Raw genomic sequence first — 16,230 nt, 5'->3', positions numbered from 1 at the left:
CATGACCGAAATCCGCAACGTCGCTGCCGAACTCGCCCGCTTCAAGCACCGCGTGATCGTCATCGGTTTTGCGGTGCTCGTGGCCTTCGGCCTGCTGTGCGCACGCCTGGTCTACTTGCAGGTGGTGCGCCACGAAGACCTCGCCGAGCAGGCCGAAAACAATCGCACCGCGATCGTGCCGGTGGTGCCCAACCGCGGCCTCATCCTCGACCGCAACGGCATCATCCTCGCGTCGAACTACTCGGCCTACACGCTGGAGATCACGCCGTCCAAGGCCGGCGACGTCGACACCACGATCGACGGCCTGGCCGAGGTGATCGATGTCACGCCGCGCGACCGTCGGCGTTTCAAGCGGCTGCGCGAAGACTCGCGCAGCTTCGATTCGGTGCCGATCCGCACCCGCCTGTCGGACGAGGAAGTCGCGCGCTTCGCGGCGCAGCGTTATCGCTTTCCCGGCGTCGAAATCAAGGCGCGACTGTTCCGCAACTACCCCAACGGCGAGACCGGGAGCCATGTGCTCGGCTACATCGGCCGCATCAACCAGCGCGAGAAGGAAGCGATGGAAGAGTGGGAGGACGAGGCGCTCGCCAACTACAAGGGCACCGACTACATCGGCAAGCTGGGCGTCGAGCAGAGCTACGAAAAAGAGCTGCACGGCCTGACCGGCGTCGAGCAGATGGAAACCTCGGCCGGCGGCCGTGCGGTGCGCCGGCTCGCGAGCCATCCGGCCACGCCGGGCAACACGATCATGCTGTCGCTCGACATCAAGCTGCAGAAGCTGGTCGAAGAGATGTTCGGCGAGCGCCGCGGTGCGCTGGTCGCGATCGATCCGAAGACCGGCGAAATACTGGCATTCGTGAGCAAGCCGACCTTCGACCCGAACCTGTTCGTCGAAGGCATCGACAGCGAGAGCTGGAAAGAGCTGAGCGAATCGATCGACAAGCCGCTTTTGAACCGCGCCCTGCGCGGCACCTATCCGCCCGGCTCGACCTACAAACCCTTCATGGCGCTCGCTGCGCTGCACAGCGGCAAGCGCGCGCCGAGCGTGGTGATCAACGACCCGGGTTACTACAACTTCGCGGGCCACCGTTTCGGTAGCCCCGAAGGCAACATCGGCGGCGTCGACATGCGCCGCGCGATCCAGCTGTCGAGCAACATCTACTTCTATTCGCTCGCCAACGAGATGGGCGTCGACCTGATCCACGACGAGATGAAGCCGCTCGGCTTCGGCCAGATCACCGGCATCGACATCGGCGGCGAAGTGCGCGGCGTGCTGCCGAGCCAGGAGTGGAAGCGCAACGCCTACAAGCGGCCCGAAGCCAAGAAGTGGTACGCCGGCGAAACCATTTCGCTCGGCATCGGCCAGGGCTACAACAGCTTCACGATGCTGCAGCTCGCACAGGCGACGGCCATCGTGGCCGACGGCGGCATCAAGCACAAGCCGCACGTCGTGCTGGCCACGCGCGACACCGTCACCGGCAAGACCACCCCCATCGTGCAGCCGCCGGCCGACAACCTCGGCTACACGGCGGCCAACATCGCGGTGATCCGCGAAGGCTTGCAGAGCGTCGTGAGCGCCGGCACCGCACGCAGCGTGTTCGCGGGTGCGCCCTATGTCGCTGCCGGAAAGACGGGCACCGCGCAGGCCGTGACACAGGCGCAAGGCACCAAGTACAACTCCCGCGCGCTCGAAGAGCACCAGCGCGACCACGCCCTGTTCATGGCCTTCGCGCCGGCCAGCGATCCAAAGATCGCGGTGGCCGTGATCGTCGAGAACGCGGGTTGGGGCGCCGGTGCGGCGGCTCCCATCGCGCGCCGTGTGTTCGACTACTGGCTCGCGAACCAGTACCCCAGCGAGGCCGACATGGAGGCCATCAAGACCGGCAAGGCGGGCGCGCCTATCGGCAAGCAGCGTGTCGCAAGCGACGTGGCCTGGCCCGCCGTGACTGCGTCACCCGCCACAACGCCCTGAAGAAGCCGCACGCTAGCGCACGAACGCGTCGTACGCCGTCTTCAGGATCAGCGCGCTCACCACGAAGATGAACACGCCGCGCACGAAGCCAGCCCCGTGCTTGAGCGCCACGCGCGTGCCGTAGAGGCTGCCCGCCACGTTGGCCACCGCCATCACCAGGCCGTAGCGCCACCACACATGTCCCTTGAAGGCCAGCAGCAGCAGCGCGGCGGCGTTCGTCATCACATTGATGATCTTGGCCGAGGCCGACGCGTTCAGAAAGTCATAGCCCATCCAGCGGACGAACAGGAACACCAGGAAGCTGCCGGCGCCCGGGCCGAAAAAGCCGTCGTACAGGCCGATCGACAGCCCGACGGCGCAGGCGGCAAGGGTTTCGGCGCGGCCGGTGAAGCGCGGCGCGTGGTGGCGCCCCATGTCTTTGCGCATCACGGTGTAAACCAGCACCGCCACGAGGATGAGCGGCAGCGCCTTGCGCAAGAAGTCGCCGGGAAACACCGTGACCGCCCAGGCGCCGGCCATGGCGCCGGCGAAGCCGAGCAGCGCCGCGGGCCACAGCGCACCCCAACGGATCGTCACGCGCTGGCTGAACTGGGCGGCCGATGCCGCCGTGCCCCAGATGGAGGCGCTTTTGTTGGTGCCCAGGAGCGTCGCGGGCGGTGCGCCGGGAAAGACCGCAAAGAGGGCAGGTACCAGGATCAGCCCACCGCCGCCCACGATCGAATCCACGAATCCCGCGAGCAGCGAAGCGCCCGTCAACACCAGCATTTCCATCCGGAGATTGTCCCATCGGCCGTGCGAAAACGACGGGCAAAAAAAAGCGCCGACCAGCGGCGCTTTGTCAAAAAACCGGCATCTCGATTGGAGCCTTGTGAATGTCGTTATTCGTCAGAAAGCTTGTCTCCTCGGACCCTCGGCAGCAGGCTGTGCCCGCTTGCGAGTGGCGAGACTTTAGGGCGTGCACCGTTGGAGTGCATCAGGGCTAACCCGCCAGCTTTGCAACCCATTTGTTTCCGGAAGTTAATGGGTGGGACGGGGCGCTCGGGTGGCAGCGGCCTGGCGGCTTGCGCCAAGGCCAGAAGCCCCGGGGCCCTAGCCCGGCTGGATGCGCGCTTCCTCGCGCATCCAGCCCGCCGCCATTTCCGCCATCATGAGCGTGGGGCTGTTGGTGTTGCCGCTCGTGATGGTCGGCATCGCGCCGGCATCGACCACGCGCAGGCCCTGGATCCCGCGCACCCGAAAGCGTGAATCGAGCACCGCCATCGGGTCGTTGTCGGCGCCCATCTTGGTGGTGCCGACCGGATGGAAGATGGTGGTCGCGATGTCGCCGGCCAGTCGCGCGAGCTCTTCGTCAGTCTGGTACTGCACGCCGGGCTTCCATTCTTCGGGCCGGTACTTCGCCAGGGCGGGTTGCGACGCGATGCGACGTGTCACCCGCAGCGAATCGGCCGCGACCTTGCGATCTTCGTCGGTGCTCAGGTAGTTGGGCGCGATGGCTGGCGCGTCCTGGTAGCGCGGGCTCTTGATGCGCACCGTGCCGCGGCTGGTCGGGTTGAGGTTGCACACGCTCGCGGTGAACGCCGGGAAGCTGTGCAGCGGTTCGCCGAAGGCGTCGAGCGACAGCGGCTGCACGTGGTACTCCAGGTTGGGCCAGACGTGGTCGGGCGAGCTGCGGGTGAAGGCGCCGAGCTGCGAGGGCGCCATGCTCATCGGGCCGCTGCGCTTCATCAGGTATTCGAGGCCGATCTTCGCCTTGCCGACCATCGACGAGGCCAGCACGTTGAGCGTCGGCGCCCCGTTGATCTTGTAGACGGCGCGAATCTGCAGATGGTCCTGCAGGTTGGCGCCGACGCCCGGCAGATCGGCCACCACGTCGATGCCATGCTGGCGCGAGAGGTCGGCCGGCCCGATGCCCGACAGCTGCAAGATCTGCGGCGAGCCGATGGCACCGCCGCACAACACGACTTCGCGTGTGGCGTGCGCGGTCACCATCTCGTGGCCGTCCCACACTTGCACGCCGGTGCAGCGCTGCGTGCCGTCGGCTTGCGTCTCGACGACCAGCTTCGTCACATGCGCGTTGACCCACATCTCGAAGTTCGGCCGACCGTAGCAGGTCGGTCGCAAGAACGCCTTGGCGGTGTTCCAGCGCCAGCCGTTCTTCTGGTTGACCTGGAAGTAGCCCACGCCCTCGTTGCTGCCGCGATTGAAGTCGGTGGTGTGCGGCACGCCGGCCTGGACCGCAGCGTCGGCGAAGGCGTCGAGGATGTCCCAGCGCAGCCGCTGCTTCTCGACGCGCCATTCGCCACCGGCACCGTGCAGGTCGTCCGCGCCGAGGTAGAAATCTTCGTGCTGCTTGAACGCCGGCAACACGTTGTCCCAGCGCCAGGCGTCGTCGCCGGTGAGCTGGGCCCACTGGTCGTAGTCGCGCGACTGGCCGCGCATGTAGATCATTCCGTTGATGCTCGAGCTGCCACCGAGCGTCTTGCCGCGCGGATAGCGCAGCGTGCGACCGTTCAGGCCGGCATCCGGTTCGGTGTTGTAGAGCCAGTCGGTGCGCGGGTTGCCGATGCAATACAGATAGCCGACAGGAATGTGGATCCAGTGGTAGTCGTCCTTGCGCCCGGCTTCGATGAGCAGCGTGCGTTTCTGCGCGTCGCGGGTGAGCCGGTTGCACATCAGCGCGCCTGCCGTGCCGCCGCCGATGACGATGTAGTCGAATGTGGTGTCGCTCAACGCGTTGTCTCCAGGTCAAAAATGGCGCGGGCCGGTGTGTCCGGGCCTCGGATTTTGCAGTTTAGGCGTCAAAGGCTGGCGGCTTGCTGACACCGACAGGACGGTCCGTGTCAGGACGGCTACGCTCATGCTCCAGAGGCTGCATAGACGGGTCTCGATTCGACAACCGAAGAGAAACGGAAACTGAAATGACGATGGCAATGAGCTGGTCCGAATGGGCGGACCACGATGCGGTGGCGCTGGCTGCGCGCGTACGCAACGGAGAAGTGAGTCCAGCTGGACTGGCGGCGCAGGCGAAGGCCGCCATCGACAAGGTCAACGGCCCGCTCGACGCGGTGGTCGAGGTGTTCGACGACGCCGTCATCGACCCGTTGGGCAACGGCACGAAAACCGATGGCGCCTTCGCCGGCGTGCCCTACCTGATGAAGGACCTCGGGCCGACGCTCAAGGGTCGGCTGCAGGAATTCGGCTCGCTGCTGATGCAGGGCCATCGCCCGGCCGAAGACAGCTTTCTCACCGGCAAGATCCGCCAGGCGGGGCTGAACATCATGGGCCGCACCACCACGCCCGAGTTCGGCGTGTGCAGCTCGGTGGAGAACACGCTGCACGTCACGCGCAACCCCTGGGACACGGCCTACACCACCTACGGTTCCTCGGCCGGTACCGGCGCCATCGTGGCCGCGGGCGTGCTGCCGATGTCGCACGCCACCGACGGCGGTGGCTCGATCCGCATCCCGGCCGGCGCGAACGGCAACATCGGCCTGAAGGTGTCGCGCGGCGTGTTCTCGCTGGCACCGAACCTGTCGGACTTGTCGGGCCTGGTGTCGATCCAGGGCTGCCACAGCCGCACGGTGCGCGACACCGCGGCCTTCGTCGACCAGTGCCGCGGCGGCGCGCCCGGCGAGTTCATGCCCTTCTGGTCGCCGGCCGAACCGTACAGCGAACTGATCAAGAAAGACCCGGGCCGCTTGCGCATCGCGCTGTCGCACGAGTGGGGCGACTACCGCGCGGTGCCGCATTTCGTGGCCGAGCTCGAACGCGTCGGCCGCTTCCTCGAGGGCCTGGGCCACCATGTCGAATGGGCGCTGCCGAAGGTCGACTTCCAGACCGCCTTCGCCGCGCAGACGACCTGCTACATCAGCAACTTCGCGCAGGTCATCGCGGGCCAGATCGCGCGCCTGGGCCATGAGCGCCCGCCGGCCGAACTGCTGGAGCCGATCAACATCAAGATCTGGGAAGCGGGCCTGCACACCACGTACACCGAGCGCTCGAAGATGCAGGCGGTGTTCAACACCACCGCGCGCGCCTTCGGCAACTTCTTCGAGGACTGGGACATCATCCTCACCCCCATCACCGCGCTGCCGACGCCGAAGGTCGGCACCACCGAGTACCTCACCGTCAGCGACAACCCGTCGGTCTACGACTGGTTCGGCCACCTGTGGAAAAACTTCGCCTACACCCCGCTCGCCAACCTGTGCGGCATGCCCGGCATCTCGCTGCCGCTTGCGGCGCAGCAGAACGGGCTGCCGCTGGGCATCCAGGCGCAGGCGCGACAGGCGAACGACGGGCTGTTGCTGCAACTGGCTGCGCAGATCGAACGGGCCATTGACGGGAAGTGGAATGCGGGTCAGCGGCCGGGTGTGCATGTCACTGGGGCTTGAATCCGGACTCTCGTTCGGGACGAGGCTCAGGCCGGCGGGGTGCACTGCTCCGTTCGTGTCCTCCGGCCTGCGGCCTCCCCCTTGACCTCACTGCGCAGTACACCCCACCGGCCTGAGCCTTGGACGCGGCGGCGGTTGATCAAGCTGCACTACACATCGCGTCCAGGCCGAGGGTGATGGGTGACTCCTGCAGCGAAGTAAAGGAGGAGCCGAAGGCGGGGGACATGAGCGGAAGGAGTCACCCATCGCCCTCGAGCCCACCCCGACACTCACTACTTCGCAGTGGGCATCACGAACTCGGCGCCCTTGCCGATGCTCTCGGGCCAGCGCTGCATGATCGACTTCTGCTTCGTATAGAAGCGCACGCCTTCTTCGCCATACGCGTGCATGTCGCCGAACAGCGAACGCTTCCAGCCGCCGAAACCGTGCCACGCCATCGGCACCGGGATCGGCACGTTGATGCCGACCATGCCGACCTGGATGCGCCGTGAGAACTCGCGCGCCACGTTGCCATCGCGGGTGAAGCACGAGACGCCGTTGCCGAACTCGTGGTCGTTGATCAGGTCGACGGCTTCCTTCAGGTCGTGCACACGCACGCACGAAAGCACCGGGCCGAAGATCTCTTCCTTGTAGATGCGCATGTCGGGCGTGACATGGTCGAACAGCGTGCCGCCCATCCAGAAGCCTTCGTCGCAACCTGCGCCTGCGGTCTTCGCGTCGAAGATGCGGCCGTCGGCCAGCAGGGTCGCGCCTTCCTTCTCGCCCAGCGCGATGTAGCCGGTGATGCGCTCGTGCGCGGCCTTCGTGACGATCGGGCCCATCTCGGCGGCGAGGTTCTCGCCGTGGAGCACCTTCAACGTCTTCGTGCGTTCGAGCAGCTTGGGCAGCAGCCGGTCGGCCACGTCGCCGACCAGCACCGCGACGCTGATCGCCATGCAGCGCTCGCCGGCCGAGCCGTAGCCCGCGCCGATCAGCGCGTCGACCGCCTGGTCGATGTCCGCATCGGGCATCACGACCATGTGGTTCTTCGCGCCGCCGAGGGCCTGCACGCGCTTGCCGTGGCGGGCGCCGGTTTCGTAGATGTAGTTGGCGATCGGCGTGGAGCCGACGAAGCTGATGGCCTTGACGTCGGGGTGTTCCAGCAGCGCGTCGACCGCGACCTTGTCGCCCTGCACCACGTTGAACACGCCGTCGGGCAGACCGGCTTCCGTGAGCAGTTCGGCCATGCGGAGCGACGCGCTCGGATCGGTCGGGCTGGGCTTGAGCACGAAGGTGTTGCCGGCGGCGATGGCCACCGGGAACATCCACATCGGCACCATCACCGGGAAGTTGAAGGGCGTGACGCCGGCCACCACGCCGAGCGGCTGGCGCAGCGTCCAGTTGTCGATGCCGGTGCTCACCTGGTCGGTGAAGTCACCCTTGAGCAGTTGCGGAATGCCGCAGGCGAATTCGACGATGTCGATGCCGCGCGAGACCTCGCCCTGCGCATCGGTGAACACCTTGCCGTGCTCGGCGGTGATCAGGTGCGCGAGCTCGTCCTTGTGCTCGTTGAGCAGTTGCAGGAACTTGAACATCACGCGGGCTCGGCGGATCGGCGGCGTGTCGGCCCAGGCGGGAAACGCCGCCTGCGCGGCAGCGACGGCAGCGCCGACTTCATCCGCGCTCGCGAGGCCGGCGGCGCCCGTCACGATGCCGGTGGCGGGGTTGGTCACGTCCTGCATGCGGCCCGAGTTGTTGGCGACCTTGCGGCCGTTGATGAAGTGGTCGATCGGGGTCTGGGTGATGGGCATGGCGTGTCTCGTGCGGGCAGTGAGCAACAGTGGAAGTGCCCGCAGTTTAGGCAGCGCGCTCCCCAGTGCCAAGGCGGGAAAACTGAATTGATTGTTCGCAGTGGTGAACAATCGAAGCATGAAAATCCAAAAGATCGAGTCGCTCTGGACACACCTTCACTGGCTCACGGTGCTGGCGCAGCAGGGCAGCTACACCGCAGCGGCGCAGCGCCTGGGCGTGAGCAAGGCGGCCATGAGCCAGCGCATTGCCGAGCTGGAGCGTGCGGCCGGCGTGCCGCTGGTGCAGCGCACCACGCGCAGCGTGCGGCTCACCGAGGCCGGCCAGCGGCTGGTCGACGACATGCGCGATCCGTTCGAGCGCATCGCGCACAGTTTCGCGGGCGTGCGCGACCTGGCCGGCATGCCAACCGGGCTGCTGCGCGTCACGGCGCCCGTGGCTTTTGCGCGGCAGCAACTCGTGCCGAGGCTTGCGGAATTTCTGCGCGCGCATCCCGAAGTGCGGCTCGAGCTCGACCTGTCGGACCGGCTCCGTTCGCTCGCGATGGAAGGCTTCGACCTTGCGATCCGCCACACCGCCGCGCCGCCCGATACGCATGTCGCGTGGACGCTCTGCGCGACGCGCTCGGTGCTGGTCGCGAGCCGCGCGTACCTGCGGCGGCGCGGCACGCCGGCCACGCCGCACGACCTGGCCCTGCACGATTGCCTGCACTACCCGCGCGTGCAGGACACACCGACATGGCACTTCGAGACCGTCGACGGCCCCGACGCGCAGCAGCGCATCACGGTGCCTGTGTCCGGCCCCTTGGCAGCCAACAACAGCGAAGCGCTGCGCGACGCGGCGATCGCAGGGCTCGGCATCGCGTTGACGCCCGACTTCAGCGCGCAGGCAGCACTGCAGTCGGGCAAGCTGGTCGAAGTGCTGCCGCGTTGGCGCCCGGTCGGCGCGTTCGGCGAACAGCTGTTCGCGATCCGCCCCTATGCGACGCACGTGCCGCGTGCCGTCGAGGCCTTCGTCGCGTGGTTGCGCGGCGCGCTCGCCCCGGGGTTTGCGGCGCGGTCTTGAGGCCGGCGGCTTCGACGGCGGGACTGTCATTGCCTCATTGCAGACACGACCCTGCGGTTACGATGACAAGGCCTCCACCCCACACCGCCCCCGAGCCCCACGCGCCCATGCCGTCACCCGCTGCGCCAGCCCCTGCGCCCGACGCCGAGAGCGTGCTGCCGCGCGTCGCAGGGCGCGAGGAGGGCGGCAGGCAGTGGGCGGTTGCGACCGGCCGCTGGACCGCGCTGGCGATGTCGCGCCGTTCGAGCTGGGAGGCGCTCTCGCAAAACCTCGAAGCCGCACCGCATTCCGATGTGCGCGCATGGGACTTGCGCGGCATCGAACAGCTCGACCACATCGGCGCCCAGCTGCTGTGGGGCCACTGGCACAACGCGTGGCCGACCACGCTCGAAATGTCGGCGCAGCAAAAGGCGGTGCTCGAGCAGGTCGCGCAATTCACCGTCGACACGCCGCCGCTGCCGTCGCCGACGCTGCGGGACCGCCTGAAGGCGTTTGCGCTCAACGGCCCGCGCATCGCGATGGTGGCGCGCGACTTCACGCGGCTCATCGGCCAGTTGCTGCTCGACATCTGCACGCTGATCCGCGCGCCGCACCGTGCCCCCTGGCGCGATTTCTCGGGGCACCTCTACCAGTTCGGCGCCACGGCGCTGCCGATCACGGCGTTGGTCGGGCTGCTGATCGGCGTGGTGCTTGCGTACCTCACCTCGCAGCAGCTGCGGCAGTACGGCGCCGAGACTTTCATCGTCAACATCCTGGGCCTTTCGCTGGTGCGCGAACTCGGCCCGGTGCTGGCGGCGGTGCTGGTCGCCGGGCGCTCCGGCTCGGCCATCACCGCGCAGATCGGCGTGATGCGCGTCACCGAAGAACTCGACGCGATGCGCGTGATGGGCATTCCGCACGGCTTCCGGCTCGTGATGCCGCGCGTTCTGGCACTGGCCATCGCGATGCCGCTCATCAGCCTCTGGACATCGGCCGCCGCGCTGGTGGGCGGCATGATCGCGGCCGATGCGGCGCTCGATCTTTCGCCCGCCTATTTCCTCTCGGCCTTGCCGCGCGCGGTGCCGATCACCAACCTCTGGCTCGCGCTCGCGAAGTCCGCGGTGTTCGGCATCCTGATCGCGCTCGTGGGCTGCTACTTCGGCATGAAGGTCAAGCCCAACACCGAGAGCCTGGGCAAAGGCACCACGTCGTCGGTCGTGACCTCGATCACCGTCGTGATCCTGGTTGACGCACTCTTTGCCGTGCTGTTCAAGGGCGTGGGGTTTCGCGCGTGAACACGCCAGGCGCAAACGACAACGTGGTGGAAATCCGCAAGCTCTGGACCGTGTTCGAGAGCCCGGAAGGCGACCAGGTCGTGCACCGCGATCTAGACCTCTCGATCACGCGCGGCGAAGTGCTGTCGCTGGTGGGTGGATCGGGCACCGGCAAGACGGTGCTGCTGCGCCAGATCCTCGGGCTGGAGCATCCGACGAAGGGCACGGTCAGCGTGCTGGGCGAAGCGCCGGGTCAGTTGAGCGCCACGGGCGCGGCGAACGTCGGCATGTTGTTCCAGCACGGCGCGCTGTTCTCGGCCTTCAGCGTGCTGGAGAACATCGCCTTTCCGCTGCGCGAACTCAAGCTGCTGCCCGATGCGCTCATCCGCGATGCGGCGCTGGTCAAGCTGCAGATGGTCGGACTCGGCCCGCAGCATGCGTACAGGAACCCGTCGGATTTGTCGGGCGGGATGATCAAGCGCGTGGCACTGGCGCGTGCGCTCATCATGGACCCGCCGCTGTTGCTGCTCGACGAGCCGACGGCCGGCCTTGACCCCGAAAGCGCCGACGATTTCTGCGACCTGCTGCGCAGCTTGCACCGCGAGCTGGGCCTGACGGTCGTGATGGTCACGCACGACCTCGACACGCTGTTCGACCTGTCCACCCGGATCGCGGTGCTGGCCGACCAGAAGGTCATCGTCACCGGCGAGGCGCGCGACGTCATCGCCTATCCGCACCCGTTCGTGCACGATTATTTTCTCGGCGGGCGCGGTCAGCGCGCCATGGAGGCGCTGCACGAAAAGCGCGTCGTTCCGCTCGCGCCGAAAGCCCCTGAAAGGTAAACCGCCATGGAAAACAAGGCCCACGCCCTCGCCGCCGGCGCCTTCGTGCTCGGCCTCATCGCCGCGCTGGTGGCGCTCGTGGTCTGGTTCACCCGGGACAACACGGTACGCAATGTGTACGAGCTCTCCACGCGCGAAGCGGTGAGCGGTCTGCAGCCGCAGGCGATGGTGCGCTACCGCGGCATCGCGGTCGGCAAGGTCACCTCGATCGACTTCGACCCCAAGACCAAGGGCAACGTGCGCGTGCGCATCACGGTCGACGAGCGCGTTCCGCTCACCACTTCGAGCTACGCCACGCTGAGCTACCAGGGCGTGACCGGCCTCGCGTTCATCGGTATCGACGACAAGGCCGATGGCAGCGCGTCGCTGGTGCCCGACAACGACAACCCGCCGCGCATTCCGCTCAAGCCGTCGACGCTCGCGCAACTGCAGGACCGCGGCGAAGCCATCCTCAATCAGGTCGAAGAGGTGACCAAGCGCGCCAATGCGTTGCTCGGCGATGCCAACCAGAAACGCATCGCCGACGCGCTGGAAAACATCTCGCAGCTGGCGACCAGCGCTAATCAGGTCACGCGCTCTTTCGAGGCCACGCTCAAGACGCGCATCGACCCGGCGCTGGCGGCCATTCCGCCGCTGGCCAACACCGCCCGCGAATCCATCGGCGAGTTCTCGCGCGTGGCGAAGTCGGTCAACGGCACGCTCACGCGACTGAACGCCGAGGGCGGCACCATCGATCGGCTGGGCACCGGCACGGCGGCGCTGCAGCAGACGCTGGAGTCGCTCAACAACGCCACGCTGCCGCGCTTCAACCGCGCGGCCGACGACACCTCGCTCGCTGCGCGCCGCGTCGGTCGCATGGCCGACACCATCGCCGACAACCCGCAGTCGGTGCTGTACGGCACCGGCGTGCCTGCGCCCGGCCCGGGGGAAGCCGGCTTCGTCGCGCCCCAGGCCCGCCCTTGAGAAAGCACAGACATGACCTCATTCGCTGACAAGAAAACAGGCCTCGCGGGTGTGGGCGCTGCCGTGATGCTCGCCCTCGCGGCGCTCACCGTGGGCGTGACGACCGGCTGTGGGGCGCTGCCCGACAAGCCCGGCCGCGTCGTGCATTACGACTTCGGCCCCGGTCCGCTGCCGGCCGCGAACCCCACCTCGACCGCGCCGACCGCGCCGTTGCCGCCAATCACGTTGGCCGACCTCGACACCAGCGCCTCGCGGCTTGAAGGCACACAGCTCAACTACCGGCTGGGGTATGCGGACGCCAACGAAGTGCGACCCTACGCCGGCTCCCGCTGGACGCTGCCACCCACGCAGCTGCTGCGCCAGCGCCTGCGCGATGCGCTGTCGCAGCGCCGCACGGTGCTCGGCACGCTGGAGGCCGCGAACCTGAACCGCACCGAGGGCCGCAGCACCGACGTGTTGCGCATCACGCTGGAAGAGTTCAGCCATTACTTCGAGTCGCCCGGCCAGAGCGTGGGCCTGGTGCGGGTGCGTGCCACGCTCGTGCGCGGCACGCCTTCGGGCGAACGCGTGATGGGCCAGCGTGTCGTCGTGATGAGCAGCCCGGCGCCGAGCGCGGATGCGGCCGGTGGCGTGAAGGCGCTGAGTGTGGCGACCGATGCGGCGATTGCCGACCTGGTGCAGTGGGTGGATCAGCCGCGTTGAGTTGCGCTGAGTGATCGACGGCTTTGCGCGGGATCGAGGCAAAGATGGCCGCCGACAAGAACACGAACGGCTTGCTCGGGCAATACATGGCCAAGGGTGTCGATGCCGTCACTGTCGCGGACATGCCGCAGACCGGAATCCTTCAGCTTTTCGAGTCTCAAAAACGAACGCAATAAAGTTCAGACCGCAGGTCGCTCGGCACCCTCATCGCCCGCTGCCTTTGCGCGCAAAGACAGAGAGGCTTTGCAAGTCGCAATCACCAGCGGCACAGCCCCGAACGCGATGAAAACCACGTCGCCCGGCATGCGCAGCCACTCGATCAGATGTGATCGTTCGCTTGCGATGTAGTCCAAACTTCGCGCGTGCCAATAGCCGTTTTGCAGCACGTCCCAAACTTGTAGAAGTCCGCCCGGGAAGAGGCTCATCACCACCATCATCGCGAGGCCGACATTCGTACCCCAGAACGCGCAGCGAACGTACTTCTCGATGCTTGGCCACTCCTCGTCGCGGCTTGTCTGTCGAAGCACGAACACCATGAGCGCGATCGCCAGCATGCCGAAGACGCCCATCATCGCGGCGTGCCCATGGTTCGGCGTCAACAAGGTGCCGACTTCGTAGTAGCTGACGATCGGCAGGTTGATCAGAAAGCCGAAGATGCCCGCGCCGACGAAGTTCCAGAACCCCACCGCCATCAGGAAATAGAACGTCCACTTGTGCGGAATCACCATCTGCTTGCCAGCGGCATCACGCTCTCCGCGCGTGGTGCGAACGAAGTCCCATGCATCCAGCGTGAGCAAGGTCAGGGGCACGACTTCCAGCGCCGAGAACAGCGCCGACAGTGCCATGTTCAGGTTCGTCTGTCCGGTGAAATACCAGTGGTGGCCGGTGCCCATCAAGCCGCCCAGGAAGTAAAGAATCGCGTCGAGGTAGATCACCCGCAGCGCCACGTTGCGGCGGGTGAGACCCAGTTGATAGAACGTCAGGGCGACGATCGTGGTCGCGAAGAATTCGAAGAATCCTTCGACCCACAGATGGATGATCCAGAAGCGCCAGGTGTCGACCACCGTGAAGTTCGTCTTCGCGCCGAACACCATGGCCGGGATGTAGAACACCGGGATGGCGAGCGCTGCCACCAGAAACATCCGGACGATCGGCCGCGCAGCGGGCTCAGTCAGTGTCCTCGGTCGAACCAGCGACCACAGCAGCGCGAACCAGGCGAACAACCCCACGACGAGCAGGACCTGCCAGACGCGGCCGAGCTCAAGGTACTCCCAGCCTTGGTTACCGAGCCAGAACCACAGTGGTCCCAGCAGCTGCGCGATGCCGGCCCATTCGCCCAGCAGGCTGCTGAAGATGACCACCGCAAACGCAGCGAACAGCGCATGGGTGCAACCCGCCAGCCAGCGCGGTTCGTCCGTTCGCAGGGATCGACCCAGGAACAATGCCGCTGCCACATACGCCGTCGCGATCCAGAAGATGGCCAGCTGCAGATGCCAGGTGCGCATCAGGTTGCTGGGAAAAACACTTTCGAGCTGAAAGCCATAGAAGCTGCCAGGATCGGCGCGGTAGTGGGCGACCGCGCCGCCCACCAGCGCCTGCGCAAGAAACAGCAGCGCGACTACCACGAAAAACTTGACGAGCGCGTCCTGCCCCCGGCTGGACCGGCCAGGCAGCATCTGTGGCTTCACGTTGTGGCCGCGCGTGATCCAGCCCAGGTAGTCGAACTTGCCGAAGGCCAGCAACACGGTGGAGATGCCGGCGAGCAGCACCATCAGGCTGAGAGCGCTCCACAGCAAGGCGCCCGAGATGGCCGTATTGCCAACGCTCGGGTCGTAGGGGAAGTTGTTGGTGTACGAATGCACTTCACCCGGCCGCGCCGCCACGGACGCCCAAGCGGCCCACGTCACGAACGCAGTGAACTGACGCAGTTCGGTCGGGTCGGTGATGAGGTCGACCTTCAGGCCGCCATTGCGTGAAGGGTCATGAGCCCGAGGGCGATCAGTGCCAGAACAGCGACACGTGCGGCGAGCGGCTTGACGTAATCCAGCGTGACATCGCGCAGACCCACCCATGCATGCGTCAGCAGCGCGGCGAAGAACACGAACGTGGCGACGCTGACGCCGGGATACCCGACCCAGCTTCGCCAGGCCTGATACGAACCGGGCGGATCGACCAGAAAATGCGCCAGCACGAAGCCGATGAAAACCAGCATGAACACTGCGCTCAGGCGCTGAATCAGCCACGGCACGAGGCTGCCGAAAGGTCTTCTCACAGCACGACGCCTGTGGCCAGCAACGCCATGGCCACGCCGCCGACGTTCGCGCTCCAGGCGCTGCGGCGCGCGTCGGCCAGGTGCGAGCCAATGCCAATGTCCATCAGCAGATGCCGCACGCCTGCGAGCAAGTGGTGCGACAGCGCCCAGATGAAGGCGATCAGCGCGATCTTGAAAAGGCCGGTGTTTGCCATCTTCGTCAGATGTTCGTACGACTCCTTGCTCGCCAGCGAAAGATGCAGGGCGTAAAAACAGAACGGGATGGCGATCGCCAAAACCACGCCCGTGACCCGATGCATGATCGAGGTGATGGCACCGACCGGCATCTGAATCTGCGTCAGCTTGAAGAACACCGGTCGAGCCGGAACGCGCCGCTTCATGGAGGGACGCAACGATGCAGCAGCGGCTTGAACGGCCTCATGCTTCATGAAGCAACAGAGTGACGAGCACACTTGAATCCTCGATGGCCACCAGGGAATGCGGCACGCCGCCCGCCAGACACTTCAGGCTGCCCGGCCCCATGATGTCTCGCGTGGTGCCGATGGAAAATTCAACGCTGCCTTCGAGGCATTGAATCGTGAATTCTCCGGCGACGTGGTGCTCGGGCATCTGTTTGCCGGCGAGGAGAACCATGCGGAACACTTCAATGTGTTGCGTCTTGTACAACGTCGCGGTTCGGGTCGTCTCGATCGCCGCGCCGAGCGGTCGGATGTCGATCAGCTCGCCGGACAAAGCATGGTGAATGGCCATTTCTGAATCCTCCTCGCCGAATGCTCGGCCACTGGCGGCGAAGCGTCTGTGCGTTAACGCACGCAGCCTCGAAGCGGTGGGCGTCCGAGCTACCGTCGCTCTTCTGGTGCGGGCTCTTATTCAGAGCGAGAAAAAGCCGGTCGATGGCACCGATGGAATTCGAGATGGATGGCCAGCACGAGGGGTCACCACTTTCACCAAGCGGGGCTGGGTGAGGCAAATGACCTAGCAG

Annotated in this window: 15 protein-coding genes; 8 read left to right on the top strand and 7 right to left on the bottom strand. The window is 66.3% G+C overall.

The features are described from left to right. The first annotated feature begins 1 nt into the window (after position 1). A complete protein-coding gene (mrdA, locus tag AX767_RS09145) occupies positions 2-1,972 on the top strand; it encodes a penicillin-binding protein 2 (protein ID WP_068630615.1) in 1,971 nt (656 codons plus the stop codon). A 12-nt stretch (positions 1,973-1,984) separates the two neighbouring features. On the opposite strand, the gene AX767_RS09140 is transcribed toward mrdA, so the two are convergent. Both AX767_RS09140 and AX767_RS09135 read right to left on the bottom strand, forming a co-directional pair. Continuing rightward, positions 1,985-2,743 carry a sulfite exporter TauE/SafE family protein gene (locus AX767_RS09140; RefSeq protein WP_068630612.1) on the bottom strand — a complete coding sequence of 253 codons (759 nt, stop codon included), beginning with the start codon at positions 2,741-2,743 and terminating at the stop codon, positions 1,985-1,987. 318 nt (positions 2,744-3,061) lie between these two features. After that, the gene (locus AX767_RS09135) at positions 3,062-4,702 is read right to left on the bottom strand and encodes a GMC family oxidoreductase (RefSeq protein ID WP_068630610.1); all 1,641 of its coding nucleotides are present in this window, start codon (positions 4,700-4,702) and stop codon (positions 3,062-3,064) included. A gap of 200 nt (positions 4,703-4,902) precedes the next feature. Between AX767_RS09135 and AX767_RS09130 the strand changes: the two genes are divergently transcribed. Continuing rightward, positions 4,903-6,363 carry an amidase gene (locus AX767_RS09130; protein WP_237288600.1) on the top strand — a complete coding sequence of 487 codons (1,461 nt, stop codon included), beginning with the start codon at positions 4,903-4,905 and terminating at the stop codon, positions 6,361-6,363. 272 nt (positions 6,364-6,635) lie between these two features. Here AX767_RS09130 and AX767_RS09125 read toward each other — a convergent pair whose 3' ends face one another. Continuing rightward, on the bottom strand, positions 6,636-8,153 hold the full coding sequence (locus tag AX767_RS09125) for a CoA-acylating methylmalonate-semialdehyde dehydrogenase (RefSeq protein ID WP_068630606.1): 1,518 nt from the start codon (positions 8,151-8,153) through the stop codon (positions 6,636-6,638). Between the two features lie 118 nt (positions 8,154-8,271). Here AX767_RS09125 and AX767_RS09120 point away from each other — a divergent pair, with 118 nt between their 5' ends. The 6 genes from AX767_RS09120 to AX767_RS22065 all read left to right on the top strand — a co-directional run bounded on the left by AX767_RS09120 (position 8,272) and on the right by AX767_RS22065 (position 13,152). Then, positions 8,272-9,216, top strand: a complete 945-nt coding sequence (locus AX767_RS09120; protein ID WP_068633517.1) for a LysR family transcriptional regulator — start codon at positions 8,272-8,274, stop codon at positions 9,214-9,216. A gap of 107 nt (positions 9,217-9,323) precedes the next feature. Further along, positions 9,324-10,490, top strand: coding sequence for an MlaE family ABC transporter permease (locus tag AX767_RS09115; RefSeq protein ID WP_068630604.1), 1,167 nt, complete (start codon positions 9,324-9,326; stop codon positions 10,488-10,490). Then, positions 10,487-11,311 carry an ABC transporter ATP-binding protein gene (locus tag AX767_RS09110; protein WP_068630602.1) on the top strand — a complete coding sequence of 275 codons (825 nt, stop codon included), beginning with the start codon at positions 10,487-10,489 and terminating at the stop codon, positions 11,309-11,311. Before AX767_RS09115 ends, AX767_RS09110 begins: the two co-directional genes overlap by 4 nt. 6 nt (positions 11,312-11,317) lie before the next feature. Then, positions 11,318-12,274: an MlaD family protein gene (locus tag AX767_RS09105; protein WP_068630600.1), complete on the top strand. Its 957-nt coding sequence runs from the start codon at positions 11,318-11,320 to the stop codon at positions 12,272-12,274. Between the two features lie 12 nt (positions 12,275-12,286). Beyond that, complete coding sequence (locus AX767_RS09100; RefSeq protein ID WP_082754935.1) at positions 12,287-12,976, top strand: ABC-type transport auxiliary lipoprotein family protein; 690 nt, start codon at positions 12,287-12,289, stop codon at positions 12,974-12,976. A gap of 44 nt (positions 12,977-13,020) precedes the next feature. Continuing rightward, positions 13,021-13,152 carry a hypothetical protein gene (locus AX767_RS22065; RefSeq protein WP_257721716.1) on the top strand — a complete coding sequence of 44 codons (132 nt, stop codon included), beginning with the start codon at positions 13,021-13,023 and terminating at the stop codon, positions 13,150-13,152. A 3-nt stretch (positions 13,153-13,155) separates the two neighbouring features. On the opposite strand, the gene AX767_RS09095 is transcribed toward AX767_RS22065, so the two are convergent. Genes AX767_RS09095 through AX767_RS09080 form a run of 4 tightly spaced genes read right to left on the bottom strand, consistent with a single transcriptional unit; the run spans position 13,156 to position 15,998 of the window. After that, positions 13,156-14,883, bottom strand: coding sequence for a cbb3-type cytochrome c oxidase subunit I (locus AX767_RS09095; RefSeq protein WP_237288599.1), 1,728 nt, complete (start codon positions 14,881-14,883; stop codon positions 13,156-13,158). Between the two features lie 50 nt (positions 14,884-14,933). Further along, positions 14,934-15,248: a succinate dehydrogenase, hydrophobic membrane anchor protein gene (gene sdhD, locus AX767_RS09090; protein ID WP_156481003.1), complete on the bottom strand. Its 315-nt coding sequence runs from the start codon at positions 15,246-15,248 to the stop codon at positions 14,934-14,936. Next, complete coding sequence (sdhC, locus tag AX767_RS09085) at positions 15,245-15,628, bottom strand: succinate dehydrogenase, cytochrome b556 subunit (RefSeq protein WP_068630596.1); 384 nt, start codon at positions 15,626-15,628, stop codon at positions 15,245-15,247. Before sdhC ends, sdhD begins: the two co-directional genes overlap by 4 nt. A 37-nt stretch (positions 15,629-15,665) precedes the next feature. Beyond that, positions 15,666-15,998: a cupin domain-containing protein gene (locus AX767_RS09080; RefSeq protein WP_068630594.1), complete on the bottom strand. Its 333-nt coding sequence runs from the start codon at positions 15,996-15,998 to the stop codon at positions 15,666-15,668. Between the last annotated feature and the right edge of the window lie 232 nt (positions 15,999-16,230).

Source organism: Variovorax sp. PAMC 28711 (genome assembly GCF_001577265.1).
GTDB lineage: Bacteria > Pseudomonadota > Gammaproteobacteria > Burkholderiales > Burkholderiaceae_C > Variovorax.
The sequence above is the reverse complement of the archived record's forward strand: the minus strand, read 5'-3'. Positions and strand labels throughout refer to the sequence as shown.